The organism is Enterococcus sp. UD-01 (assembly GCF_044909655.1).
GTDB lineage: Bacteria > Bacillota > Bacilli > Lactobacillales > Enterococcaceae > Enterococcus_L.
On record NZ_JBIYEU010000017.1, the window covers coordinates 21973 to 47118 of the forward strand.

Below are 25146 nucleotides of genomic sequence, written 5' to 3' on the forward strand. Positions count from 1 at the left end.
TCTCACTCCTTTGATGCAGAAGTTGCAATACCTTCTTCTAATTCCTTTTGAAATAAAAGGAAAAGTAAGATAGGGAGAATCATCGTAATAATAGAAGAAACAATAGCTATATCTGCTCTATCTAAACTGATATTCGGCAATTGAAGGGATAATGGCCACTTCTGCTTATTTTCTAAAAACAGCATCGGCTGTTCAATCAAATTCCAATTCTCAAAAAAACTGAGCAATAATGCTGAAACAATCCCTGATTTACCTAAGGGAATACCTATTTGAAAAAATATTCGCAACTCACTGGCTCCGTCTACTCTAGCTGCTTCCAGCATTGCTTTAGGAATTGCTTTAAAAAAGTAATACATGATGAATACCGGAAATGTATTAAAAATATTGGGTAGAATAACCGCACCCAATGTATCGAGTAAGTTGAGATTTTTCAGCATCAAATACTCCGGCAGCATCAAAACCTGAAATGGCAGCAGCATCAAAATGATGTATAAAAAAAATAATTGCTTTTTCTTTTTGAACTTTCCTTGAGCGAATCCCCAAGCGCACGGTGTTGCAATAAGAAACTGTCCTAGTAAAACACCAACGCTGATTCTTACCGAGTTCCAGAACATCACAAAAAATTCAGGTGTATCCAACAGCAGCTTGACATAGGATTGGAGTGTAGGATACAGCGGCAGCGCTGACCATGTAATGAATTCTGTTGTGCCGCTTTCCAGAACCGCACTTAGATTATTTTTCAACTCATCACTCCCCATCAGAGAGCCGATGAACAGAAAGATAAGTGGGTAGCAAACAAGACAAGCTACAAGTATCAAAAATATGCTGCTCATTCTATTCCTAGTCATCTATTTCCCCCAGTTTTTTCTGCAAAAGGACAATTAATAGCATAATACCTACTGTGTTTAGTATGCTTCCTGCTGCCATTTTTCCGACATCCATTTCCCGAAACCAGTTGTTGAACACATGCTGAACCATATACATACTTTGATGAGGATATTCTCCTGCAACTAAGTAAGCTTCCCTAAATATTTTAAACGTATTCAGTGTTGACAAAACAGTGATAACAAAAAAAGTAGGTAATAAATTAGGAACTGTTATTCTAAAAAAAATTGTCCATTTTCCTGCACCATCTACTTTTGCTGCTTCATAAATCATTTCAGGAATCCCAGCCAGACCTGATAGCCACAAAATCAAGTTATAGCCTAGATTTTTCCATACATATGTAAATACCAGCACCCAAAAAGCCGATTTCGAATTCATCCAATCAACCGGTGAATCATTGACTTTACTTAGCAATAAGTTGAGCAGTCCTTGTTTTTCAAACATCAACCGCCAAAAAAAAGCAATCGAGGCTACCGGTATAACCATTGGGAATAGAAAGCCAGTTTTGATCCAATTAGAGAATCGTTGATTTTTTTGTAGAAGTAGCGCAAAGCTTAAAGACAGGCTTAAAAGAATCGGTAAACAGGCACCCATGAACTTGACAGTATTGGTTACAGCCAATCGAAACGCCTTGTTTTCCAACACAGTTTGATAATTTGCCAAACCAAGCCATTCAGAAGAAATGGTTGAAGTAAAGGATTGCTTCAGTACGCTCAGATACGGAAGTAGGAAAAAGAGGGAAACTCCAATTAAGCTCGGTAAAATAAATACGATTCCTCTATTCTTTCGCCATAACTCTATTCGTTTCTCTCTCATGCATTTCCCTCCATCTTTGCATTACTCGGACATATATAACTCAATCTTCTTAGCGGTATTATTTACAGCAGTTTCTACCGACTCATTATTCAACACATACGCTTCCAACTGTTTCACGACCGTTTCACTAATTACACCATTATGGTTTATCGGTGTATCTAAATTGTTTAAGAACGTAACGACTTCCTGATACTCTGCCTCAGAAAGCTGCTCAGTCCCTTCAACACCCGCTCCATCTGCACCTTCTTGGAAGGTAGCTTCAAACAATTGTCTACTTACAGGCAATCCTGTTATATTTTTGCCATCCTTTGATAACGTGAATTTTATGAATGCTTTCGCAATTTCTTGATTTTCAGAGCTCTTGCTAACACTTAAAATCCCTAACGGCATAAATTGCTTCGCAGACTGCCCATTAAAAAGCGTCGTTTCATAATCCCGCTGAGACAAGGTTTGAATCCCATAAAGCAAATGCGGCAACCCGACATAATCCAACGCAATATCTGTGTCTTCCATATCAGGTACTTTTTCTACAAGCAAATAAAAGTTTCCTGAATAAAACGAATGCTCGATTTGATTGAAGTCGATTTGTTTTTCATCGTAAGGCTTGATTTTCTCGTAGAGCTTCCTATACTGTTCAAAGAATTGTTTTAATTTCTCCTTATCAACCGTTTCTCCATCGAACCAATCATTTATACTGCTGTAGTAAAGCTGGGAAGTCAGCATGATTGCATCATCCACGCCAACCTTGCCATCTTCTTGCTCAAGATATGACAATAAGGTCTCTGTCGTCTGAATCTGATCAATGATTTCTTTTTTTCCAGTCACAGCTAAATATGAAAATCCTTGAGGAATAGCAAAAACGCCATCCTTTGTTTTATAGGAGGAAGCTATATTATCAAAAAGCTGATCCTCCTTTGCAAACTCATCATACATCTCCTGTAAATTACTTAGCATACCTTTTTCAATATACGTATCCAATGGTAAGCCATCTGCCAGAATCACATCCGGCCCCTCATTTGCCAACATCTTTGTGTTCAATGAGCTGATAGCATCGGATACGGTCTGAGCACTTTCACTGTCTACACCAATTTGAACCTCAACATTTACATTCGGATTTTCAGCTTTAAACCTATCAATTACTTTCGGTAATTCCACTGACTCTTTCAAAGTCCATATCGCCAGTGTTTCCATCTTCTCTTTTTGCGCTGAAGCCTCTTTTCCAGTATGCTTCTTACTGATATAGATACTTTGTGTCCTACTATCAAAATCTGTTAATGCCAATAGGTACTGTTCATTATCAAGAACTGTTAGCAGTCGTGCATAATTTTCTGCTAACCCTAAATCACTTTCACTCAAATCTGCTTTCTGGTCTATTTTCTGAGTGTCGTTATTATAACTGTATATCCCCAAAGCATTTGTAAAGTAGATAATATTTTCATCTTTGCCTTGGTAAATAGATGTTCCTACATTAATATTCTTGCTAACTGATTTCTCCAGCTTTTCTGAAACAGCTTTTTCCAGCTCCGTGCCCGTGACCAATTTTCCAGATTCTTTTTGGTAAATCAAAAAGCCTGTCGCAGATGAAAAGTAAACATTCTCTTTATCAGAAAATACGCTGTCTGCATAACCAAACCCATCCAACAACTCATATGTTTGCTTGATTTCTCCAGTTTTGCCATCGATCAAGTAACCTACATTTCCAAAATCCGTTGCAAGAAGCTCACCCGCCGCTGTAAATTCAACCATGTTCAAAGAATTGACTTCTGATTCTTCTGTTCCATGATCATGCCCACTATGATCTTCTATCTCTTTTAACGCTACATTTATTTCTGTTACTTTTTTATCTGCATCCATAATAAAATACTGACTGTCTTTATTAAGAGCATCTGTGTAGTCAGAAGCTTCCTTCACTACTTTGATGAAAATTTCTCCATTTCCACCTATCTTAAATTGTAAAAAATCATTGTTTCCTACTTGAATGCTGTCACTCAGCTCTTCAACTATCGTCCAGCTCTCTCCCTGATTGCTAGATTCAAAAATAGAACTATTCTGTCCATTTTTATCAGAGACGCCTATTCGAATCGTGTCATCAGCCATTTTTTGTATATCATGAACCTCTTCATAGGATCTGTCTAAATCGATTTTTTCCGAAACAACAAGCTCCTCTGAGGTATTCGCCAGTTTGTTTGTCGTTTCTTTTGTACAGCCTGTAAAAACAGTAAAAAATACCAAGCTGAACATCAATAATCCATAAATTTTCTTTGGTTGTCTCATAAAATATCCTCTCTCTCTTACATCTAAGCTTTTCCATTTTCATTTATTAAATCAATGTTTGTCTATAATTTATCATGCATATATGAAGCTAATATGTAGGGCTGTGTACAGAAAAAAGCCATGATTGATTTATTACAATCAACCAAAGCTTCTGGAGATCCTTTTAAATGATTCTTTGTTTCTCTATCATTTCTGTATAAAGTGATGATTTTTGTAGTAGTTGCTGGTGGGTTCCTATATGATCGATTTCTCCATTTTTCAGAACGATGATTTGATCCGAATTCACAACCGTTTTTAAGCGGTGAGCAATAATTATGCACGTGATCTCCAATTCTTCAAGCACTTTCCCAATCAATTCTTCGCTATAGCTGTCTAAATTACTTGTTGCTTCATCCAAAATCAGCACATTAGGCCTTTTCAGTAACGCTCGAACAATGCTTAAAAGTTGGCGCTGACCGCCCGACAAGTTATTCCCGCCTTCTTCAAGAATAGAATCATATTGCATAGGCAACATAATAAATGGGTGGATGCCGCATTTTTGACAAACCATCACGATTTCTTCATCTGTCAGCTCGCTGTTCCCTTTTCTCAGATTATTTATGATCGATTCATTGAAAAAGAATGAACTCTGTGAAACCAGTGCGATTTTTTCTCTTAAGCACGATAAATCAATCTCTTCAATTTCCGAATCTCCAATGAAAATCCGACCATTTTCCTTTTTAAAGAATTGAAGCAATAGTTTAGCAATCGTTGTTTTACCTGAACCGCTCTCTCCAACAATGCTAACCAACTGATTTTTAGAAATTGTAAATGAAACATTTTTTAAAACAGGCTGTCTGTTTCCATATCGAAATGATACCCGATCAAAGCGAATTTCTTCAGCCAAGCTAGACAGTTGTTTACCTTCTCCTTGTTGCTCCACCTCTGAAAAAAGAATATCTCCTAAACGATCAAGTGCAACAGAAGCTGCTTGCACCTCAGTTTGCAGATTCACTATATTGGTAAACGGTGACAGAAAATAGGTCATCAGTGTACTGTATGAGATCAAGACTCCTATGGACAGCTGGCCCGACAAGATTTCCTTTGCGCCAAATAAATACAAACATAATGTACCTGTCGACGAAATAAAGCTAACTAGAGAAAATCTAGTGTTATCAGTGACGCTTCCTTTATAATCAAACTCTTGGCTCTTATCCCAGATTTTCCTGAAGGAACCAAAAATCGAATGTTCTAATTGGAAGGTCTTAACTGTTTCTATCCCTGAAATCGTCTCCTTCAAGAAAGAGGTGACCAAACCATTTGCATGCATGATTTTCTTTTCAAGCTGTTCTATCCTACTCTTAAAAAGATAAATGATTACTAAGAATGCACCAATCAATACTAGACTCAGCAAAAACAAATTGCTGGATAATCGAAACAACAGAAAACCTCCGCCTAAAACCATAACTACATCCAATGTCACGGAAAGCAGCAATGAAATCAATGCTGTACGTATCTTTATTGCATCATTAAATCTGGAAATCAATTCCCCAGTCTTTTTAGTGCTGAAAAAACCAATTGGCAAATTCAGCAGATGTTCATAATATTTTCCAATAATTGCATCATCAAATATAACCGATAATCTAGCAACCAATCTCCCCCTCAAAATATCAAAGGAAACCTTCATAATCTCTAAAACAATTCCAGCAGAAGCAATGATAAGAAGAATATCCGTTGCTTGTATCGCTCGAAGCCTTGAGGCCCAGTCAACAGGTATTGTACTATAGTTTCCTAATATGACTCCATCAATCACCATGCTATAAAGCATAGATGTCACAATTCCTATAAGAGAGGATGCTACTGAAAAACCTAATATCAATGTAACCATTTTTCTTTTTGCAGGAATATTTTTTATAAAAAAAGAAAATAAATTGATCTTGCGTTTTCCAGAAACAAACTTTTCTGTTTTTTTGTAGGAGATAATGTTTCCTGTCCACTCCATTAAAAATTCATCAATTGTTTTTTTTACTATACCTGAAGCCGGATCAGCCAATATAATATGCTCACCCTTTATTTTATGGATAACCACAAAATGCTCAAAAGTATTATTGATGATGACATGCGCCACGCAAGGCAACGGAATTTTATCTTGTACGATTTCCCGCGTAAGGTCTTCAAAACTGCCATTAAGTGCATCTGTTTTGAAACCCAACTGTTTTCCGGCTTCTACCAAGCCCAACATATTTGTTCCCATGTTATCAGATTTAGTCATCTCTTTGTATTTGATCAAAGGAAGTTTCAAGCCATAATGCGCGCACACTGTAGCTAAACACGCTACACCACAGTCTTTCGAATCATGCTGCTTGACATATGTATACCCCATACATTCTCCTTTCTTATCTGAACTCCTTACTTTTATAAAATAACTGATCCGCTGTATCAGCAGCAGTTATCTGCGTATATAGAGAAATAGCCAGGATTTGCATCCTGGCTATGTTTCTCTTTAATAATAGTAATACCAAGAACCGCTCTTATAGCGATATTTGTCATAGTGTTGATACCAACCGTTGATATAATGATTAAACCCTGCACATTTGAAGTTAGCTCTTAGACACCAGCCCCCATTGATTTGGCGTTGTGCTTCCACATCCACTTTTTTCATTTTTTTCACTTCCTTTCTTTTATTTATTACAAAAATAATATACCAAATTTAATTTTTTTATTTTCCTTATTGTAAAAAAATACATCCTTAATGTAAATGTTTACATTTTTTTTATTCTGTTAAGCAAATTTTTTTATATTCGATTTAAAGCTTCTTCCAATCGGAAGTTTCTGTTCAATACTGTTATCTCCTGTACTTTTAGACTTTACAATCACTTCGTTCTGTTTTATCTCCTTCACATAAGAAAGATTCACTATATAGGAGCAATGAATGTGAACAAACTCCTTGGATAACTGTCGCAGAATCTCATGCATTGTTTTGTTAAAACGATAACTCTCTTTTTCTGTGTGGATATAAGCCGAGCGTCCACTTTTCTCGAAATAAATAATTTCTGAAAGGTGTACACTGTGATGTATTCGTTCAGAAAAAAAAGTAAAATATTGCTTTCGGCTTATTATGTATTCGTTCATTCTCAAAAATAATCGTTTCATAGACTCCTTATCAAGCGGTCTAACTAAGTAATCAAAAGTAACAAATTCAAATACTTTCATAACATAATGCATCGTGTCTGCGATAAAAACAATCAAAGCTGAGCGATCCTTGCATCTGATTTTTTTCGCCACATCAAAACCCGAGTGCTCTGTCATCTCAATCGATAAAAAATAAATATTTTGTTCATTTGAAAAGCAATCGATATAATTACTGATGCGATGATATTCATTAAAAAAACTGCAGTTTTTTTGCGGAACTTTGCAATAATCAGCTACTTCTTTAATTAGTTCAAACTCATTTTCCTCTCTGCTATATATAACAATATCCATTTTATTACCTCCTTATTGTAATGTTATAACATGAATATGAACCTAATATGTAACTAGTATTTAAAGAGGCAAAAACAAAGACTTTGTTCACCCATTATTGATAGATAAATACGATAGTTAACACCACATTATCTTCCATTTATCGCTAAAACCAATATATTTGCACTTACATATTAGATTCACATGAGACTGCTATAGTTGCTCATGCAACAAAGAATTATAAAATCATTCCTGGAGGTTTTTATTATGAAAAATAAAATCTATGTTCCATTTCTAATTATTAGTATTGTGTTCTTTTTAGCAGCTTGTACCTCAAATAAGAGTGAAAAAGAGGATTTACAAAAAGATATTCCTTCTTCGTCACAGCTTTCTACCGAGCAAACTTCAGATGAAAACAGTGACAAAGTATTCAAATTCGAGGGTGACGGCACTACCGGATCAATAACAGGCGGAAATGACGGAGCAATTGTAGAAGCGAATTGATAGGTTCAAAAAGTCTATGGTTAGTCTGAGTCATTTTTTGTCTGCTCCATCTTCAATCAAAAACAAAGACTAGTCCCAAATGGCGAAACTCCAAAAGAAATGAGTCCATTTATAGCTTTGGAACGATAGGCAAATCCTCCATATCCCGTACACAAATTGAATCACAACTGAAGGAGGAAGAAACAATACAAGTGCTTATTGATAAAGAAATAGATGAATTTATTGACAACTGTCTAGGTAGAGAACAAACGCTTTACGAAGCTCTACAGTTTAATGATGCTCTAAATAGTTTTGCTCTTCATTTTGCCATGAAAGATGATGATGAAGTCCTTCAGCAGCTGACAGAAAAATATTTCAAACGGATACAAAAAGAACATGAATTAGGGTTTTATAGATAGAAGAATACTCAAAAAAGAAAAAGTGCATTAAGTAGGAGGAAAAAGAATGAACTAAGCAATGAAGTTAGTCAATATTATGGAATTTATAAAAGAAACGAATATAAAAAATATCGAGGGAAAAAATTTTATTTTTGGCTATGTTGAGCCAAAGTTCTGGAAGTACATGGTTTTTCAGGAGGGAGCTGTAGCAGATATGAAAAACTTACTTGTGTTTTTTACAGAAAAGCAAATTATTTTTGCAGGACTAAGTTTGGCAGGAAACTTCACAGAAAATATTTCTTATCTGGATCATAAAGATATCACTGATTTTAGAACAAAAAAAGGGCTAATGCAAACAAAAATTATCTTTAAATATAATGGTGCTAAAGTAATAATCAAGACACCACAAGTAGTCTTAACTTCTAAATGGCAAATGACCAGTCTTCAGTATTTAAAAGGAAAGAATTTTTTTGTGTAATAAAATTCCCGAAAAGGATGGTTTTTGGGGTGTTTTAAGACCTCCTTATGCCTCATCATCAAATTTCTCTGGTAGCAACAGTGTTATCAAAGTAGTTGACTTACTTGAATCAACTAAAATAAAATGGATTACTGAAATGCAAAAAAATACGCTAGTCTCCTTTTAAGTACACGTATCAGAGGTGAAAGTAACGATCGAATTGTTATTGAAAGCATCCCGCAAATTTACATTGACCAAATTTATTATATTTTGAGAACAGGTACTTATAAGATCCCAAATAATCAATTAAATGCTAATAAATCCAGCGGAAAAATTATTATCAGTGGGTTAGCTAAAAATACTCAAGTGACCTGGGTACCAAAAATACAAAAGGATTTATCTGGCTATCTACTTGCCAGTGATCTAAACGGAAATATTAAATGATCCATCGAAATCAAAAATATTCCTAACGCTACTGCAGCTGCTACAATTAGAAAATCACTTGTACAAGATTTACCTTATTATCAAACCGCCACATTTAAAAAGTACCGAAATGAAGTAAAAAACGTATTGTCATTACCTTATTTCTAATGGCTCATTGGAATATCTAAACAGCCATATTAAAAGATTAAAGAGAAACGTCTATAGTTTTCATATCTTCTACAATTTTAAGCTGAGAATCTCTTTATGTTTTGGCACCGTTCTTTTTCAAACAAAAAAAAACCTAGAGGAAAGTTCCTCTAGGAATCATACGAAGTGATTTAATTCTTTGGGGTTTATTCCCCAACCTTCTTTAATAAAGATTCCGACAAATCATCGTAATCCTTAAATCAACTATTTTATTAAACAATAGCTATTGCTTAAGCCATTCGTTTCACGATAAATGAGTAAATGGCGATACAGATAATCGCACCGATTAGCGCAGATATGATTGGAAAACCACCAATTACAGGACCGAAACTTCCTAATAGTTTTGTACCAACCCAGCTGCCGATAAAACCGACAATGATGTTTCCAATGATGCCGCCTGGAACGTCTTTACCCAAGATTGCTCCTGCGATTGCTCCCAATACGCCACCTACAATTAATGACCAAATAAAACTCAACATAATACTCGTCCTCCTCTTGTCTAACGTTTGTCTACTCTAATACACGAGTAGGGTTATCTTTGTGTTGTTCTTCTGAAGAATCATCTTTTTTCTTATTTTCGAATTTTTCTTCATATTGTTCTTTTGACATTACGTCATCTACGTTCATATTGAATTCGATCACAGATAAACCTGTCATATTTTTCACTTCGTCTGCTACTTTTTTAGTTGCAGCATCAAAGACTTGCGCAATATTTTTACCATATTCACCAATGACATCCAAGTCAATCGCTACTTGTTTCGTACCGACTTCTGCACTGATTCCTTTAGTAGGATTATTTCCACTAGTAAATTTGTCGGTCAAGTTTGTAATAGCATTTCCGCTTAAGCCTAAAATGCCGGGAATTTCTGAAACAGCGATGCCGGCGATTTTTTTCACAACTTGATCATCAAAAGTTAATTTTGTTTTGATCCCTGCAACGTTTGTTCCTTCTGGTGTGTTTACATTTGTTTTGTTATCCATATTCTCCTCGACCTTTCTATAATAAATTTCTTTTATTTCATCTTTCAATCATCGCTTGTATAGAAGCAATAATTGAAGAGATAGAACGATTTTCATCTCGCGTCATTCCTATTGAATAACCGATTCCGGTAAAGACAATCAAAACGATTGTTTTCCAAAAACCAATAGTCATCCATAGAACAGCGATTAAAACAAATAAAGTTGTATAAACAATCTGATTCTTATAAGGAGCAAGCATTTTTAATTTTTCCAATGATAGTCCTCCTTTAAATCACACGAGTTGCTTTTTTGTTTCCCGTCAGCACATCCGCTTCAACCTTCGGCTTTTTAAAGATCACTTTGATCTTCTCGGTTTCCACCATCGCCATTTTTTTCAAGGCTTGTGCGACTTGTTCTTCAATTTGCTTTCCTGTCGTAAACAGATGATGTTTATGATCTGTCACAGTCACCTCAACGTTTGCCAATTGCTGTTTGTTCAACGTAATATTCACCTGAACGTTATCCGTATTTGTTATTGTATGCAACGAAGATTTGGCAATAGATTCCAAAGAATGCAACGGTACGTTCACTTGTCCTGTATCCTTTTTAATATGAATGGCCTTTTTACCAATCGGCTTGAAGACAATAATTAAAAATGTTAGCAACAACAAAGCGAGTAAAGCAAATAAGATGATTTGGTAAAGGTAAAATAAATAATCAGACTGAAAAAATAAATTCCGAAAGAAGGTAGTAACAACGCCTAAATCTACAATTTGAGAATAAAGGCCTACGATACCAAAAATACCTACGATTAAGACTAACGCAATAAAAAGTTTGACGATTCGCATACCTATGTCCCTCCAACGCTGTTTTGACTTTTGCAAAAGTTTTTTCCTTGTTTCTATATTTATGTTAAACGCATTTTTAAACAATTACAAAAGATACGCATTAAAAAAATAGCAGCTGCTTAGAATTATTCTAAACAACTGCTACTTTTTTCTTTATTTGACGTATGCTAACCGATAAGAAACAGTTCGGCCAAATGGAAAGACTTGCAGATCCTTCACTTTATCAGCCTTTAAATAACCGATAGCTCCTTGGTAAAGAGGCAAGACTGCCGCGTCTTTATCCACTAAGGTTGCTTCCAGTTCAATTAATTTGTCCCAACGTTTTTTAGGTTCATTGGCTAACGTGATTCGTGCATCATTCAGCCCCTTGTCGTAGTCAGGATTATCATAGCCCGCTGTATTTAAGCCGCTTTTAGAATCGTAAAATTCCAAGAAGTTAATGGGATCCGCATAATCTGGTGTCCACGTGCCAAATACTAAATCAAATTCACCAGCTGTTTGTAAATCCAAACGATTTTGCAGCGGAACTGATTTCAAATTAATTTTTAAGCCCGGCAGATTTTGTTGTAGCTGACCTTGGACATACTCAATGGTTTTCTTAGCCAACGCAGAATCTGCTGAAAGTAATTCTAATTCGATTTGATCCTTGCCCAACTCTTTTTTCGCCGTTTCCCAGCTCTTTTGGGCAGCCTTTAAATTATACGGCAAATAATCGCCGCTTTCTTTACGAAAATCTGCTCCCGTTTCCGGATCTTTAGCGAAATCCTTAGGAACAAAACCGTTCAAAGCAGTAGAACCATCGCCTAGAATATCCTCGGCAAAGGTCTTTTTATCAATCGCCTGTAAAATGGCTTTACGTACATTGACATTGCCTGTTACCTCACGTTTATGATTAGGGCTTAAATAGCCGACCATCGCTTTCGGAACAAAATAGGCTTGCGGTGAATCCTTATATTGTAGCGCATATGTGTCCGCCAGCACTGTATAGTCAATATCGCCGGCATCAAAAAGATTGGTTCCTGTACCGATTTCTTTAATGACTTGAACATTGATTGTATCAAGTTTAACATTTTTTTGATCCCAGTAATCTTCATTTTTCTTTAATTGCCATTCCTCTTTATTGCCGTCCCAGCCAGAAATCAAAAACGGACCATTGCCGACAAAGTTATCTGTTGATGTGCCATAAGCTTTACCTTTTTCTTCCGCAAATTTTTCATTTTTAGGCATAAACGGTGTCCCGACTAATACCTGTGATAAATAAGGAATCGGGTATTCCAGCGTTAGCTCCAATGTTTTATCATCAATTGCTTTTACTCCGAAATCATCCAGCTTCGCTTGTCCTTCACGAATTTTACGACCATTTTTGAAAACATCCATTTGGTTGCTGCTGCTTGAGCCATAGGCAGGATCAACAACATTTTTAAAAGCATAGACAAAATCACCAGCAACGACGGGATCGCCATTACTCCATTTTGTATTCTTCAATTTAAATGTATAGACTAAGCCATCGTCGCTGACTGTAGGTTCACTAGCAGCCACGCCTAGCTCCGGATCCTGATTTTTATCCATACGATATAGTCCTTCTACGACCTGACCAATCATATCTGAACTATAAACATCCGTATAGTGGGCGCTATCCAAGGTAGATAATTCTCCGCCGGAAGCGACTTTAATTACTTGTGCTTGCGCATTACTGCCTGCTTCTTTTCCGCCGGATGAATCTGTTCCTCCCTTTGTACTGCATGCCGCTAAAAGCACCCCTGCAACCAAAACAATGATACCAAACTTTTTTTTCATTTAATAAACCCTCCTCTATAAGTCTTTTACTACATAACGAAAAATCGCCAGCTCCTGTTCTAAATGCTCATAGGCAAAATCCGGATGCCACTGCACACCTAAAAAAGTAAATTTACTGCTTCTATTTTCAACACCTTCGATAATACCATCTTCACTAAAGGCTGTTGCTTTTAAATCAGGCGCCAGCTTTTTTACTGCCTGATAATGGAAAGAATTCACTTTGGCTTGCTCTCCATAAATATTGCGCAGTACACTCGCTTTTTCCGTACGAATATGATGCGTGGGAATTTCTCTGGCAATCGGCACCTGCATATGAGCAATCTGCAGATCGCTTAGTTGGCTGACATCCTGATACAAGCTACCGCCTAGCGCAACATTAGCCAGCTGCATCCCGCGGCAAACGGCAAATATTGGTTTCTTCTGTACTAACGCTTCATAGATCAAAGCCAGTTCAAACTGATCTCTTTCACTAGCCAAAGCAGCTTCTGCTACCAGCGGTTTTTCTCCGTACAAATCAGGTGCAACGTTTTGACCACCTGCTAGAATCAGCTTATCAATACGCTGCATATAGGCTTTAGCATCAGCTGGTGTGCCAATTGGCAATAAAAACGGCAGTCCACCCACTTCTTGTACAGCTTTTACGTAGCCAGCCGGTGTATAACTGATCGGCAAGTGATAAAGCTTCGCACCCGCATCTTCAACTTCATTCGCAGCAATGCCAATAATTGGACGTTCCATAGCTATCGCTCCTCTTCGCTAATGATTGTCCTCAGTTTAGCAGATTTAACTGTGAATGAATAGATGAAACAAAAGTGTCGTGATAGTTTTTAACTATAGCAAAACACTTACTTTTTGATAGGAAATAGTTAGTTTTATTTTACCGCAACTTGTTTCAATCCGTAACTAATATGCCTGAAAATTATTTTCTAAATTTTCTAAAAAATAACCGGTTGACAGAGTACAAAGTTGATGGTAAAGTTAAGCTTATAAAAAAACTGAGATCAGAATAGTAGCTTTATTTTTTCATTGAAGAGAGTCTTTGGCTGGTGAAAAAAGACAGAGAGGTAAAGTGAAACACATCTGTGAGTTGACTTTTTGAAGGAGCAAGTAGGAAAGTTCGGGGATGCCCGTTACAGCATGCGAAGTCTTTGACTTCCTAAGGTTATCTTTGCGAGAAGATAATGAATAAAGGTGGAACCACGAATTTTACGTCCTTTGGCCTACAGGCCAAAGGACTTTTTTATTTACATTTATATAGTTAAAGCAAATAAATAGACCAAGTAATCCTAGTCCATTTTCTGACAGAGACTTTTTCAACGGCTGAGAGAAAAAGCAGAAAACCTAAGATGAACACAGCTGTTTTAGCCAGTTTCCGAAAAAAGTAAGAAGCTGCGGAATTTCCCGTTATCGAAAAAGAATTACTTTTTTTAGTAATTCTCTGAGGTCAGTACTGTGAGGTACTGATAAATTGAGGTGGCACCGCGATTATTTCGTCCTCTTGGCTAATTTAGTCAAGAGGACTTTTTTATTTTATTCTTAATGAAAAAAATTGGAGGAAAAGATATGACGTACATTTTGGAAATTATGCCGGCTTTATTAGACGGCGCATTGATGACTTTAAAGGTTTTTGTTTTCACATTATTAGGTTCCATTCCACTGGGTATTTTAGTGGCCTTTGCCTTACAAACGCATTTTAAACCGCTGAATTATTTAATCAACATTTATATTTGGCTGATGCGGGGCACGCCTTTATTGCTGCAGCTGATCTTTGTGTTTTATGGCTTGCCGTTGATTGGGATCGTTTTTGAGCGGTATGATGCGGCACTCTTTGCTTTTATTTTAAATTATGCTGCTTATTTTGCAGAAATCTTCCGCGGCGGGATTCAGTCAATCCCGCAAGGTCAGTATGAAGCAGCGAAAGTATTACGCTTAACGAAGCTGCAAACAGTGACTAGAATCATTTTACCCCAAGTAGTGAAAATTGTTTTACCTTCTATTGGCAATGAAGTGATTAATTTAGTCAAAGATACTTCATTGATTTATGTTCTTGGTTTAGGGGATTTACTGCGTGCCGGAAAAATTGCCATGAGTCGGGATGTAAGTTTGCTACCATTGGTTTTAGTAGGGGTTATTTATTTACTGCTGACCGCTGTCTTAACGTTGGCTTCCAAGAAAATAGAAAAACATTATCAGTATTATAAATAAATAAGTACTATTATTTTTTAGAAAAGAGGTATTTTATGTTAGTAATTAAAGACTTAACAAAAAGCTTTGATGGTCGCCGAATTATCGATCAGTTGAATTTAGAAATTAATGATGGCGAAATTTTAACAATTGTAGGTCCTTCTGGCGGCGGAAAAACGACTCTATTACGTTGTTTAGCCGGACTTGAAACGATTGATTCTGGGCAGCTGATTATAGACGGTACCGTTTTTGATCCAGTAGCGATGGAAAATGTTGATCAGGTTGTCGGGATTGTTTTCCAGGATTTCCAGCTATTTCCTCACCTTTCCGTTTTAGACAATATTACCTTAGCACCAGTTTTGGCGTTAAAACAATCAAAAGAAGCCAGCGAAGCAGAAGCTCTTGAGCTGTTGGAAAAATTCGGCTTAAAAGGAAAAGAAACCTTGTATCCTTACCAGCTGTCCGGGGGCCAAAAACAGCGTGTGGCTTTAGCACGGGCATTGGCTATGAAGCCAAAAATCTTGGGCTACGATGAACCAACCAGCGCCCTTGATCCTGAACTGCGCCAGCAGGTAGAAGAAGTCATTTTAGCCTTAAAAGCACAGGGAATGACACAAATTATCGTTACTCATGATATGAATTTTGCCGAAAATATTGCTGATAATATACTGACTGTTACACCCGTTCAGTAGAAAGGAGCGCTTTTATGAAAAAAAACTACCGTATTCTCATCTTCGCTGCGCTATTGGGGTTGTTCCTTACAGCTGGCTGCGGGCGTAAAAAAGCAGATGTGGATCAATGGTCACGCATTTCTTCTGAAAAAAGAGTGATCGTTGGTCTGGATGATTCCTTCGTTCCTATGGGCTTTCAAAATAAGGCCGGCGAAATCATTGGCTTTGATGTAGATTTGGCTCGTGCCGTCTTTGATTTATATGATATTGATGTTGATTTCCAACCAATTGACTGGTCCATGAAAGAAAACGAGCTGCAGAATCAAACCATTGACCTAATTTGGAACGGCTATTCTAAAAACGCTGAACGAGAAGAAAAGGTGCTTTTCAGTGACGAATATATGAAAAATGAACAAGTTATCGTTTCCTTAAAGAAGAATAATATCAATCATTTTGCGGATATGAAAGGTAAGATTTTAGGCGCTCAAAATGGTTCCTCCGGCTACAACAGCTTTGAAGAACAGCCTGAAATTCTCAAAAATAGCGTGAAAAATCAGTCGGCCATTTTATACGACGGCTTTAATGAAGCTTTTATGGATTTAAAATCAGGACGTATCGACGGTTTATTAATTGATCGAGTATATGCGAATTATTATTTATCACATGAAGATAATCTTGCCAATTATTCAATCATCAGTGGGGACTTTGAAAGTGAAGCCTTTGCTGTAGGTATTCGTAAAACAGATAAGCAGTTAGCGCAAAAAATCAACGATGCTTTTGATGATTTACGGGCTTCCGGCAAACTGGCAGAAATCTCTAAAAAATGGTTTGGCGAAGATGTAACCAAGTAAGACACGATGATGTAGCTGTAAAGTACAAAAAGAGTTTGGACTGAAAAAATTCAATCCAAACTCTTTTTTATTTTTACTCTTAGCTTAAGTATTTGCTTGCAACATCCACTAAGCGTTTTGTTTGATCTTGAACAGCCGCTTTTACTTCATCAGCTTTGAGCATGTTACCTTCACCATCGACAGAAGCGCTTGTTCCGTAAGGGTTACCTCCGGCAGCAAAGGTTGTAGCATTTACGTAGCCTGCTGGAACAATAATAGCACCCCAGTGTTGCATTACTGTGTAAATTCCTTGGATTACTTGTTCTTGTCCACCATTAGGATTTTGTGCAGAAGAAAATGCAGAAACAAATTTATTCGCTAATTTTCCTTGTGCCCATAAACCACCTTGTAGGTCAAAGAATTGTTTTAATTGACTAGCCATTACACCAAAACGAGAAGGAGAAGAGAAGATATACGCATCCGCCCATAATAAATCATCACTGGTCGCTTCTGGAATATCTGCTGTTTCATCAACTGTTTTACGCCATAATGGATTTGAATCAATCGCTACATCCGGTGCTAGTTCATGAACTTTTCTTAAACGTACTTCCGCGCCATTGGCTTCCGCCGCTTCTTTGGCCCATTTTGCCATTTGAGCACCTGTTCCTGTTGAGCTATAATAAGCAATTAATAGTTTTGTTGTCATAGTTTTATTCCTCCAATAATAGTTGTTTTCTTATCTACATTTATATACTAACAAAAAGTAAGTAAGTTTAGCAATTAATATGCTTACTTTTTATTAGTAAATTTCCTGTTGTAAAAAAAGCGAGTAAAATCAACCATTCTCCAGTTGATTTTACTCGTTTTTTGAACTACGAAAAAAATTTATTCGATCTTTTCCTTATTGATTGCCATTATTTTTAATTAATTCTTGGTACCAGTAGAAGGATTGTTTTCTGGAACGATTTAAGGTGCCGTTACCTTCATCATCCATATCGACATAAATAAAGCCATAGCGTTTTTTCATTTCTCCAGTACCTGCACTGACTAAATCGATGCAGCCCCATGGTGTATAGCCGATCAAGTCCACGCCGTCCAATTCGATCGCGTCTTTCATAGCCGCAATATGCTTGCTGAAGTAATCAATCCGGTAATCATCTTGGATCGTGCCGTCTGCTTCCACCTTATCCACTGCACCAAAACCATTTTCCACAACGAATAATGGCACATTATAGCGGTCATACAGCTTACACAATGAGATACGCAGACCGAGCGGATCAACAGCCCAGCCCCAGTCGGATTCTTGCAAGTAAGGATTCTTAACCGCCGGCATTTGATTACCGCCCACATACTTGACTTCTTCCGGACTAACTGTAGAAACGGTGGACATGTAATAGCTAAAGCCGATATAATCCACTGTTCCGGCTTGAATCAGTTCGTCATCTCCCGCTTCTTTTTGAATAATAATCGCTTCTCTTTCAAATTCTTTTAGCTTATGGGCTGGATAATACCCTTTGACCTGCACATCAATATAAAACTCTTGTTCACGGTTAAAGCGGATCGCTTCCATGACATCCTCAGGCTTGCAGCTCATTGGGTAGCTTGGAATATAGGCAACCATCATCCCGATTTGAAAATCAGGGTTAATCTGATGCCCCAACTGCACAGCTTTCGCACTTGCAACAAATAGATGATGCGCCGCTTGATATTTTGCCTGCTTATCATTTTTGTGAATGCCGATCTGTGTCCAGCTGCGTAAAAAGTTGATTTCATTAAAGGTCATCCAGTATTTTACTTTGTCTTTATAACGTTTAAATAATGTTTCACAGAAAAATAGGAAATAATCCACTACTTTACGATTGAACCAGCCATCTAATTCATCTGCTAAATACATTGGAATATCAAAATGATTAATCGTAACTACGGGCTCAATGCCATATTTTAAAAGCTCATCAAAAACTTTATCGTAAAATGCCAAGCCTTCTTCATTAACTTCTGTCGTACCTTTAGGACAAATTCTTGACCAAGCAATAGACAAACGAAAACACTTAAAGCCCATTTCCGCAAATAAAGCAATGTCTTCCTTATAGTGATGGTAAAAGTCCGTTGCCACATGACTAGGGTAGTACTGCTCAGGATCGATATAGCCAACTGCTCCTTCCGGCAGCTCTGAATCCCTTGTACAGCTTTCGATCTTGCCCTCTTTTGTTTTATAAGTGATCATCCTTGGTTTCGTATGGCTGCCGCCTGTAATAGCATCAAGCGTGCTTAATTCTTTCCCGCCAGATAGGTAACCGCCTTCATATTGATTGGCTGCAGTTGCACCGCCCCATAAAAAATTCTCTGGAAATCCTGATTTGCTCATTCGTTGTTTCTCCTTATCCAATAATTTCATTAATGATTACGCTTTAATATTTTTATTGTAACATAAAATTCACTTACGCCAGCACAATTATTGCTAGAATCTGGACGTTTTTAATAGGAAAAAAGCGCAGTTACCTACGCTTTTTTCTTTTTTCCATCAACCCTGTACTCAAATTAGTGCATTAGTTTTCGTTATCACTTTTCGCTAACTGCTTCAGCTTTCTTGAACCGAAAAGAATAGTCAACAAGCCCATCAGTAAAATAACATAACTTGCTTTTTCACCCGTTGCTGGAAGTTTTTTACTTGGATCACTCTGCTCTTCAGCCGTTGATGCAGCGTTCATTTGACTGTAATTTGTATCAGCGGCCTGCACTCCGCTTAGTTGATCATTTTGCGCTGATAATACTGTCACAGCAATCGTTTTGTGTAGTGCGCCGTTCGTATACGTCACATTATAGGTGCCGATATGGTTCACATCAACCGTTCCTTCAATAAGCAAATCAGCTGTTCCAAGTGCTTTTCCATCTTTATTTGTCGCAGAAACCAAGCCTAGCTCCGGTGTCCAAGTTTCACCGACAATTAATGCTACATCCTGAACCTCCAAGCTCGTTCGATCAATGACAGCAGGAACCACTGTGACAGTCACTGTTTTTTTCAGCGTACCGTTTGTAAAAGTTATATTATGCATACTTGGTTGTGAGCTGTCTACACTACCTTCTACTTGAATGTCTTCGAGCAATAGCGCCTTTCCATCCTTATCCGTTGCGGATATGAAATTATCAGCCGCCGTCCACTTACGTCCAACGGTCAGCTTAGTATTTTTAACATTCAATGTACTTTGGTCAACTTTAACTGGCAATACTGTGACTTTTGCAGTCTTCTCCAGTTGTCCATTTCTGAAAATAATGGTATATTCTCCCGGCGTAGCCGCATCTACAGTGCCCACTACTTCAATATCTTCAAGAGCCAGCTTATTGCCGTCTTTATCTAGTGCTGAAATAAAGTTGTCGGCTGCGGTCCAACGTTCGCCTACACTTATGCTGCTATCCTTCACAACTAAGTCGGTTTGGTCAATTACTTGATTTAAGACAGTCACTTTCGCTACTTCTGTCAGCGAACTATTCGTATACTTAACCTCATATACCCCTAATTGACTTGTATCAACAGTTCCTTCTACTACTATATCTTTGAACAGCACGCTATTTCCATCTTTGTCTGTTGCAGATACAAAGTTATCCGCCGCCGTCCAGCTATCGCCAATTGTTAAATTAAGATTTTTTACTTTTAAGCTGGTAAGATCCGCTCGTACAGTGACTTTGGCTGTTTTTACAAGCAAACCATTCTTATAGGTGATTCTGTATTCATTCGGCTGAGTCGTATCCACGGCATCTGTCACTTCAATCGCAGCAAACGCTACTGTTTGCCCATACTTATCGGTTGCAGATACAAAATTATCCTCAGCTTTCCAGCTGTCACCCACAACGATATTTGTATCCTTCACCTCTAAGCTGGTTTGATCAGCGACAACGGTTACTTTTGCCGTTTCTTTTACCCTTCTGTTTGTAAAGGTTACGGTGTATTCTCCAGGATGCGTTACATCGACAGTATCTTCTACTGTCAAATCAGCTAAACCAATACTATTACCATCCTTGTCCGTCGCCGCCACAAAGTTATCAGCTGCGGTCCAGCTATCGCCAGCAACAATACTACTATCCTGTACCTCTATACTACTTTTATCATCTAAAACCGTTACTTTGGCTATTTCAGTTAAGCTTCCGACCGTATACTTAATTTCATATTCTCCGGGAACATTAATATCAACGATCCCTTCGATTGTTAACTCCTCGGCGGTCAAATTCTTTCCATCTTTATCTGTCGCTAAAACTAAATTATCAGAAGCCTTCCACGTATCTCCTGCCGTAATCGTTGTGTCTTTCACTTGAACTAGCGATTGATCGTGAGGATCAGCGACCTCTGTCCAGTAATTATCCAGTACTTTATAATAGTAAGTATCTTTATTGGTCGTTAATTTGTTGCCGTCTTTGTAACGATACACTCGTTTAGAGGATTCTTTATGATACAATTCTATGATATCGCCTACCTCTACCGAAAAACCATCCAACGCGCCTGAAATCTCTGTTCCCCGTGTGCTGCCCAGACCAGTGATTTCTTTTTTTACCGTACTCATATCTTTATTATAAATTTTAACTTTAGGATACGTATTATTGGGTATATTTTCTAATATCTTATCTGTGCTTCCTTTGGATACCAGCTTTTTCGTACTGCTGTCATAGCCAAGAACCGCGTAACGTCCTCTTTGACCGGTCATAACATATGAATTCCCTGGTGTTATGTTAATCGGGAATAATAATTTATTATTAATACCAGCATCATTTTGGATAGTAATTGCTCCTTGGTTTTCTCCAAAGCTTACGCCAGAACTAAGTGCATCGCCTGAAACGATCCGCGTAGGGCTATCAATTGGCATTGAGTATACACGTTTTACCACGGTACCCAATGCATCAATATTATAAATATCCTCAAAAGGAAGCGACATTGTCGTATCTTTTAACTCACCCACCGGTACAGTATAATTGCTCATACTATCAAGAATTCTATACGTACCGGCCTTCTCTTCCTCTTCGGTTGCAAAGATATCTTGCCAAATATCTTTTTCTAAAGGTGGTAAATTCAAAGCCTTCATTTTCTCTCTAGTTTCATCTGTTACTGTAAAACGCCAATGATCAAAATACGGCAATAAATTTCTTTTCGCAGTTAGAGAAGTCATAATAATGAACATCTGTTTCTTTTGTAAGTCGCTTCCCGGTTTCTCATTTTCCGGCAACGCCCTATAATTTTGACTTAATATTCTATAAAAATCATAGCCAAAAACTCTAGGCAGTGTCATAAACAAACCAAGATCAGCAAAATAATAGTCCTTGGGTGCTCTGGAAGGATCTTGATCAAAGGTGAATGTCGGATCAGCAGCCACTTCGTCAAAGAATCTTTTCACTGATTTACGAGCGCCATTACTGCTATTTACAGCATCATATCGATCAGCTGCACCAACATCCCAGAATTTTTGCACATACACTGAATAAATATTTACCGTAACTTCACCCATATTTGCCCAATTGTAATTTTTATCTTGGTAAGTATGCCCCATTTCATGACTTAGACCCCACTCTGGGTAATTACCACTAGTATTAAAAATTTCTTGATCTTTTGTAGTCCCACTGTGAATTCCAAGATAATTGCTAGTTGCATATAAAGAGCCAGCACCCTTAGTTGGATTCTCAATATGAATTCTTTGCAGAGATTTTTTGTTCAAACCAATCCCATCTTCTGAAAATCCGGCTACTTCACTTACTATTCTGGCTGTTTTAGATGCCATATTAATAAATTTGCGAGCTTGACCTTTTTTCATCATAATGTTTTCAGCTCGATCTATTCGGACAGTTGCAAGAACCCAGTCAGATTCAATTTGCATAAAAGGAACATCTTTATATGTTGCTAATTGGTCAAGAAACTCCTCATCGGACGTAACCCCATCAATAAAATGAGGAACATTTACACCGCCTCTAATCTTAACCGTTTCTGTCTTAGTCTTTGAATAATTGACCAGATAAACCATGCCGCCTGTATCCTCTCGTTTAAACCGAGTTACTCCTCTAGTAACAGTACGTGTACCATTACCAAAAACATTTGATACATTCGTAATATAAGGAACATTCTCATAGGTGCCCCATTGACCTACTCGTAATTGAAGATCCTCTGGCGTTTCATCCATAACGATTTCCAATTCTTCTCCCGCATATAAAAAGATTCCTGTTGCTTCATAGGCACTATGTTCATAAGATCTATTTTCGATATTTTTTGTTTCAGTAGGATTCCCTCTCGGTTTAACCACCACTGTTTTTTCAACATTTCTCACGCCGTTATAGGTTTCTGCAAAGGCTGTTTTAGCTCCGGTAGCACTCATCACCAATAGAGCAATTAATCCCAACAATCCCCCAATTATATGCTGTTTCTGCACACTTTTTCCTCACTTTCACTTCTACTTCAGTTCTCCATTATACCTTTTGTATAAATATAAATAAAATCTTTTTGTAATATTTCCAAAATAAAAATATCTTTCGCTTTAATCAAACTGTAATTAAAAAACGAAATTATGAAATTTTAATTAATCAACCATACTATTTTTACATAAAATGATCAAAAAATAAATAGGAACATCTTCTATGTTCCCATTTATTTTATAGTTTATAGTCTAATCCTTTACTTCAATTGAGTGTATTCGCCTATTTTCTTAACGATCTGCTTTCGTTCTATCACTAGAAAAGTTTGAAACATTTTCTGCAGGAAAAATCGATCGTGAGAAACTACTAATAACGTTCCTGTATAACGTTCTAAGATTTCTTCAATTTCTTCTCTTGCTTCAATGTCCAGATGATTGGTCGGTTCATCCAATAATAAAAAGTTAACTTCATTTTGCATCAGCTTAGCCAACTCCAAACGAATTTTTTCCCCTCCGCTTAAAAACCGGACTTGCTTGCTCACATCATCTCTGTAAAATGAATAATTTGCTAAAATCCGCCGACTCTCTTGTTCCGATAACGAACAGGCGTCACTAAATACTTCCAAAACAGTTCGCTGCGGTTTAGGATAATCAATCACTTGAGCAAGGTAACCTATGCGTAGCCTTGTTCCTTGTTTGATCTCGCCTTCATCCGGCTGCTCTAACCCTAAAGCAAGCTTCATCAGCGTGCTTTTTCCAGCCCCATTCTCGCCGATAATCGCTGCTTGCTCCTGCCAGAATAAAGAAAGATGAACTTGCTCGAAAAGCTGCTGCTCTCCATAGCTTTTACTTACTCGTTTGAACTGCAGGACTTCCTTGCCGGAACGCTCTGTTTCTTTGAAACGATCCCCCATTTTAGTCTTATCATCTTTAGGCTTCCCTATTCTCTGCATTTTTTCTAAACGTTTTTCCAGCTGCTTCGCTTTTTTGAAGAACTTTTCATTATCTCCTTCATTGCCCCATTGTCGGAAACGCCGGATAGCCAGCCGCAGCTTTTTTATTTCTTTTTGCTGCTCTTGATAATCCTTGCGTAAGCGCTCCAGCCGCTCTGTTTTTTGCTGCTTATAGTCCGAATAATTGCCTTTATATTCCAAAAGACGCCCATCCTCTAGTTCAAAAATTTTCTCTACCGTATTGTCTAAAAATAAGCGATCATGAGACACAATTAAATACGCCATTTTTGTATGAGTTAAGAACCCTTCCAGCCAAGCAATTCGTTGAGCGTCCAAGTGATTGGTCGGTTCGTCCAACAGCACCAGTTCATTTTCCTGCAGCAACAATCTGGCTAATCCAATAATTGTTAATTCACCGCCACTTAAATCAAGCAGCTTTTTCTCCAGCAAATGTTGAATCTGTAAGCCGTTAGTAATCATTTCTAAGCGACTTTCCATCTCATAACCGCCTGCTTGCAAAAATTCTTCTTGCTTTTCTCCATAACGAAGCAATTTTTTTTCCAAATCCTCTCCTTCGGTTAGCTTCCTTTCTAAAATATGAAGTTGCGCTTGAATTTTGCGTAATTCAATAAAGGTTTCCAACAAATACTCTCTAACAAGCTGTTCGTTTGCGACAGGCATTTGCGCTAAATAACCGATAGAACTATTTTTCTTGCGGCTAACTGTTCCGGATTGACTATTCTCAGCACCCATTATAAGGTTCAAAAGCGTAGATTTCCCTGAGCCATTGGTGCCGATTAACCCAATTCTTTCTCCCGGATTAATTTGTAAGCTTACCTCTTCAAACAGCGGCACACCGCCATAGCTTTGAGTCACTTTTTGTAATTGTACTAGCATAATTTCCTCCTGCCATTCAGACAGATCAACCTATTGATTTCAAAGGTAGCACAAAAAAGCTGAACAATATGGACTTGTTCAACCTTCATATCATCTACTTTTAAACGGGTGTATAAGTAAAGACAAAATCAACGCATCGTTATTTTATATATAACGATTCCAAAGTAAATAAGTCTGAATGGTCTGTTTTATTTAATTAATCATCCTATTTTAGACACACTTGTCCCTTGGAATGAAAA

The 25146-nt window shown here is 37.4% G+C and carries 23 protein-coding genes and 2 other annotated features; of the genes, 7 read left to right on the forward strand and 16 right to left on the reverse strand.

Annotated elements, in window-relative coordinates; translation table 11 throughout:
• Nucleotides 1-2 precede the first annotated feature (2 nt).
• From ABH902_RS12880 to ABH902_RS12905, 6 genes are all read right to left on the reverse strand, one after another.
• Entirely contained in the window at nucleotides 3-743 is a 741-nt protein-coding gene (locus ABH902_RS12880) for a carbohydrate ABC transporter permease (RefSeq protein ID WP_404591342.1), read from the reverse strand.
• Between the two features lie 97 nt (nucleotides 744-840).
• Nucleotides 841-1701: a carbohydrate ABC transporter permease gene (locus tag ABH902_RS12885; protein WP_404591344.1), complete on the reverse strand. Its 861-nt coding sequence runs from the start codon at nucleotides 1699-1701 to the stop codon at nucleotides 841-843.
• Between the two features lie 21 nt (nucleotides 1702-1722).
• Nucleotides 1723-3975 (reverse strand): ABC transporter substrate-binding protein, encoded by a 2253-nt coding sequence (locus ABH902_RS12890; RefSeq protein WP_404591346.1) that lies wholly within the window; start codon nucleotides 3973-3975, stop codon nucleotides 1723-1725.
• A gap of 163 nt (nucleotides 3976-4138) precedes the next feature.
• The gene (locus ABH902_RS12895; RefSeq protein WP_404591347.1) at nucleotides 4139-6337 is read right to left on the reverse strand and encodes a peptidase domain-containing ABC transporter; all 2199 of its coding nucleotides are present in this window, start codon (nucleotides 6335-6337) and stop codon (nucleotides 4139-4141) included.
• 120 nt (nucleotides 6338-6457) lie between these two features.
• On the reverse strand, nucleotides 6458-6616 hold the full coding sequence (locus tag ABH902_RS12900) for a hypothetical protein (protein ID WP_404591349.1): 159 nt from the start codon (nucleotides 6614-6616) through the stop codon (nucleotides 6458-6460).
• Nucleotides 6617-6735: 119 nt separating this feature from the next.
• Nucleotides 6736-7437 carry a LytR/AlgR family response regulator transcription factor gene (locus ABH902_RS12905; RefSeq protein ID WP_404591350.1) on the reverse strand — a complete coding sequence of 234 codons (702 nt, stop codon included), beginning with the start codon at nucleotides 7435-7437 and terminating at the stop codon, nucleotides 6736-6738.
• A gap of 246 nt (nucleotides 7438-7683) precedes the next feature.
• Here ABH902_RS12905 and ABH902_RS12910 point away from each other — a divergent pair, with 246 nt between their 5' ends.
• The 4 genes from ABH902_RS12910 (at nucleotide 7684) to ABH902_RS12925 (ending at nucleotide 9514) form a co-directional block, all read left to right on the forward strand.
• Nucleotides 7684-7920 carry a hypothetical protein gene (locus tag ABH902_RS12910; protein WP_404591352.1) on the forward strand — a complete coding sequence of 79 codons (237 nt, stop codon included), beginning with the start codon at nucleotides 7684-7686 and terminating at the stop codon, nucleotides 7918-7920.
• 191 nt (nucleotides 7921-8111) lie between these two features.
• Nucleotides 8112-8318 (forward strand): hypothetical protein, encoded by a 207-nt coding sequence (locus ABH902_RS12915; protein ID WP_404591354.1) that lies wholly within the window; start codon nucleotides 8112-8114, stop codon nucleotides 8316-8318.
• A 58-nt stretch (nucleotides 8319-8376) separates the two neighbouring features.
• Nucleotides 8377-8775, forward strand: a complete 399-nt coding sequence (locus ABH902_RS12920) for a PH domain-containing protein (RefSeq protein WP_404591355.1) — start codon at nucleotides 8377-8379, stop codon at nucleotides 8773-8775.
• A 577-nt stretch (nucleotides 8776-9352) separates the two neighbouring features.
• Nucleotides 9353-9514, forward strand: a complete 162-nt coding sequence (locus ABH902_RS12925) for a hypothetical protein (protein ID WP_404591357.1) — start codon at nucleotides 9353-9355, stop codon at nucleotides 9512-9514.
• Between the two features lie 100 nt (nucleotides 9515-9614).
• Here ABH902_RS12925 and ABH902_RS12930 read toward each other — a convergent pair whose 3' ends face one another.
• The 6 genes from ABH902_RS12930 to ABH902_RS12955 all read right to left on the reverse strand — a co-directional run bounded on the left by ABH902_RS12930 (nucleotide 9615) and on the right by ABH902_RS12955 (nucleotide 13727).
• Nucleotides 9615-9863 (reverse strand): GlsB/YeaQ/YmgE family stress response membrane protein, encoded by a 249-nt coding sequence (locus tag ABH902_RS12930; protein ID WP_404591358.1) that lies wholly within the window; start codon nucleotides 9861-9863, stop codon nucleotides 9615-9617.
• A gap of 31 nt (nucleotides 9864-9894) precedes the next feature.
• Nucleotides 9895-10365 carry an Asp23/Gls24 family envelope stress response protein gene (locus ABH902_RS12935; RefSeq protein ID WP_404591360.1) on the reverse strand — a complete coding sequence of 157 codons (471 nt, stop codon included), beginning with the start codon at nucleotides 10363-10365 and terminating at the stop codon, nucleotides 9895-9897.
• Nucleotides 10366-10402: 37 nt separating this feature from the next.
• Nucleotides 10403-10618, reverse strand: coding sequence for a DUF2273 domain-containing protein (locus ABH902_RS12940; protein WP_404591361.1), 216 nt, complete (start codon nucleotides 10616-10618; stop codon nucleotides 10403-10405).
• Nucleotides 10619-10631: 13 nt separating this feature from the next.
• Nucleotides 10632-11192, reverse strand: a complete 561-nt coding sequence (gene amaP, locus ABH902_RS12945) for an alkaline shock response membrane anchor protein AmaP (protein ID WP_404591363.1) — start codon at nucleotides 11190-11192, stop codon at nucleotides 10632-10634.
• Nucleotides 11193-11345: 153 nt separating this feature from the next.
• Nucleotides 11346-12989 (reverse strand): peptide ABC transporter substrate-binding protein, encoded by a 1644-nt coding sequence (locus ABH902_RS12950; protein WP_404591365.1) that lies wholly within the window; start codon nucleotides 12987-12989, stop codon nucleotides 11346-11348.
• Between the two features lie 15 nt (nucleotides 12990-13004).
• Entirely contained in the window at nucleotides 13005-13727 is a 723-nt protein-coding gene (locus ABH902_RS12955; protein WP_404591367.1) for a gamma-glutamyl-gamma-aminobutyrate hydrolase family protein, read from the reverse strand.
• A 250-nt stretch (nucleotides 13728-13977) separates the two neighbouring features.
• Nucleotides 13978-14208: a binding site (T-box leader), on the forward strand.
• A gap of 38 nt (nucleotides 14209-14246) precedes the next feature.
• Nucleotides 14247-14490 (forward strand) — a binding site (T-box leader).
• 62 nt (nucleotides 14491-14552) lie between these two features.
• On the opposite strand from ABH902_RS12955, the gene ABH902_RS12960 reads away from it, so the two are divergent.
• The 3 genes from ABH902_RS12960 to ABH902_RS12970 are packed head-to-tail and all read left to right on the forward strand — an operon-like array spanning nucleotide 14553 to nucleotide 16695.
• Entirely contained in the window at nucleotides 14553-15194 is a 642-nt protein-coding gene (locus ABH902_RS12960; RefSeq protein WP_404591369.1) for an amino acid ABC transporter permease, read from the forward strand.
• Nucleotides 15195-15229: 35 nt separating this feature from the next.
• Entirely contained in the window at nucleotides 15230-15865 is a 636-nt protein-coding gene (locus ABH902_RS12965) for an amino acid ABC transporter ATP-binding protein (RefSeq protein WP_404591370.1), read from the forward strand.
• 14 nt (nucleotides 15866-15879) lie between these two features.
• The gene (locus tag ABH902_RS12970) at nucleotides 15880-16695 is read left to right on the forward strand and encodes an amino acid ABC transporter substrate-binding protein (RefSeq protein ID WP_404591372.1); all 816 of its coding nucleotides are present in this window, start codon (nucleotides 15880-15882) and stop codon (nucleotides 16693-16695) included.
• 79 nt (nucleotides 16696-16774) lie between these two features.
• On the opposite strand, the gene wrbA is transcribed toward ABH902_RS12970, so the two are convergent.
• The 4 genes from wrbA to abc-f form a co-directional block, all read right to left on the reverse strand.
• Nucleotides 16775-17380, reverse strand: coding sequence for an NAD(P)H:quinone oxidoreductase (gene wrbA, locus ABH902_RS12975; protein WP_404591374.1), 606 nt, complete (start codon nucleotides 17378-17380; stop codon nucleotides 16775-16777).
• Between the two features lie 195 nt (nucleotides 17381-17575).
• Nucleotides 17576-19039: a glycoside hydrolase family 1 protein gene (locus ABH902_RS12980; RefSeq protein ID WP_404591376.1), complete on the reverse strand. Its 1464-nt coding sequence runs from the start codon at nucleotides 19037-19039 to the stop codon at nucleotides 17576-17578.
• Nucleotides 19040-19220: 181 nt separating this feature from the next.
• Nucleotides 19221-23075 carry a bacterial Ig-like domain-containing protein gene (locus tag ABH902_RS12985; RefSeq protein WP_404591377.1) on the reverse strand — a complete coding sequence of 1285 codons (3855 nt, stop codon included), beginning with the start codon at nucleotides 23073-23075 and terminating at the stop codon, nucleotides 19221-19223.
• A 242-nt stretch (nucleotides 23076-23317) separates the two neighbouring features.
• Nucleotides 23318-24907: a ribosomal protection-like ABC-F family protein gene (abc-f, locus tag ABH902_RS12990; protein WP_404591379.1), complete on the reverse strand. Its 1590-nt coding sequence runs from the start codon at nucleotides 24905-24907 to the stop codon at nucleotides 23318-23320.
• Nucleotides 24908-25146: the final 239 nt, after the last annotated feature.

Coding starts and splice junctions, on each gene's coding strand:
- ABH902_RS12885 (WP_404591344.1), bottom strand. CDS start 1,701: ATGAGAGAGAAACGAATAGAGTTATGGCGAAAGAATAGAGGAATCGTA.
- ABH902_RS12890 (WP_404591346.1), bottom strand. CDS start 3,975: ATGAGACAACCAAAGAAAATTTATGGATTATTGATGTTCAGCTTGGTA.
- ABH902_RS12895 (WP_404591347.1), bottom strand. CDS start 6,337: ATGGGGTATACATATGTCAAGCAGCATGATTCGAAAGACTGTGGTGTA.
- ABH902_RS12900 (WP_404591349.1), bottom strand. CDS start 6,616: ATGAAAAAAGTGGATGTGGAAGCACAACGCCAAATCAATGGGGGCTGG.
- ABH902_RS12905 (WP_404591350.1), bottom strand. CDS start 7,437: ATGGATATTGTTATATATAGCAGAGAGGAAAATGAGTTTGAACTAATT.
- ABH902_RS12910 (WP_404591352.1), top strand. CDS start 7,684: ATGAAAAATAAAATCTATGTTCCATTTCTAATTATTAGTATTGTGTTC.
- ABH902_RS12920 (WP_404591355.1), top strand. CDS start 8,377: ATGAAGTTAGTCAATATTATGGAATTTATAAAAGAAACGAATATAAAA.
- ABH902_RS12930 (WP_404591358.1), bottom strand. CDS start 9,863: ATGTTGAGTTTTATTTGGTCATTAATTGTAGGTGGCGTATTGGGAGCA.
- ABH902_RS12935 (WP_404591360.1), bottom strand. CDS start 10,365: ATGGATAACAAAACAAATGTAAACACACCAGAAGGAACAAACGTTGCA.
- amaP (WP_404591363.1), bottom strand. CDS start 11,192: ATGCGAATCGTCAAACTTTTTATTGCGTTAGTCTTAATCGTAGGTATT.
- ABH902_RS12950 (WP_404591365.1), bottom strand. CDS start 12,989: ATGAAAAAAAAGTTTGGTATCATTGTTTTGGTTGCAGGGGTGCTTTTA.
- ABH902_RS12955 (WP_404591367.1), bottom strand. CDS start 13,727: ATGGAACGTCCAATTATTGGCATTGCTGCGAATGAAGTTGAAGATGCG.
- ABH902_RS12960 (WP_404591369.1), top strand. CDS start 14,553: ATGACGTACATTTTGGAAATTATGCCGGCTTTATTAGACGGCGCATTG.
- ABH902_RS12965 (WP_404591370.1), top strand. CDS start 15,230: ATGTTAGTAATTAAAGACTTAACAAAAAGCTTTGATGGTCGCCGAATT.
- ABH902_RS12970 (WP_404591372.1), top strand. CDS start 15,880: ATGAAAAAAAACTACCGTATTCTCATCTTCGCTGCGCTATTGGGGTTG.
- wrbA (WP_404591374.1), bottom strand. CDS start 17,380: ATGACAACAAAACTATTAATTGCTTATTATAGCTCAACAGGAACAGGT.
- ABH902_RS12980 (WP_404591376.1), bottom strand. CDS start 19,039: ATGAGCAAATCAGGATTTCCAGAGAATTTTTTATGGGGCGGTGCAACT.
- abc-f (WP_404591379.1), bottom strand. CDS start 24,907: ATGCTAGTACAATTACAAAAAGTGACTCAAAGCTATGGCGGTGTGCCG.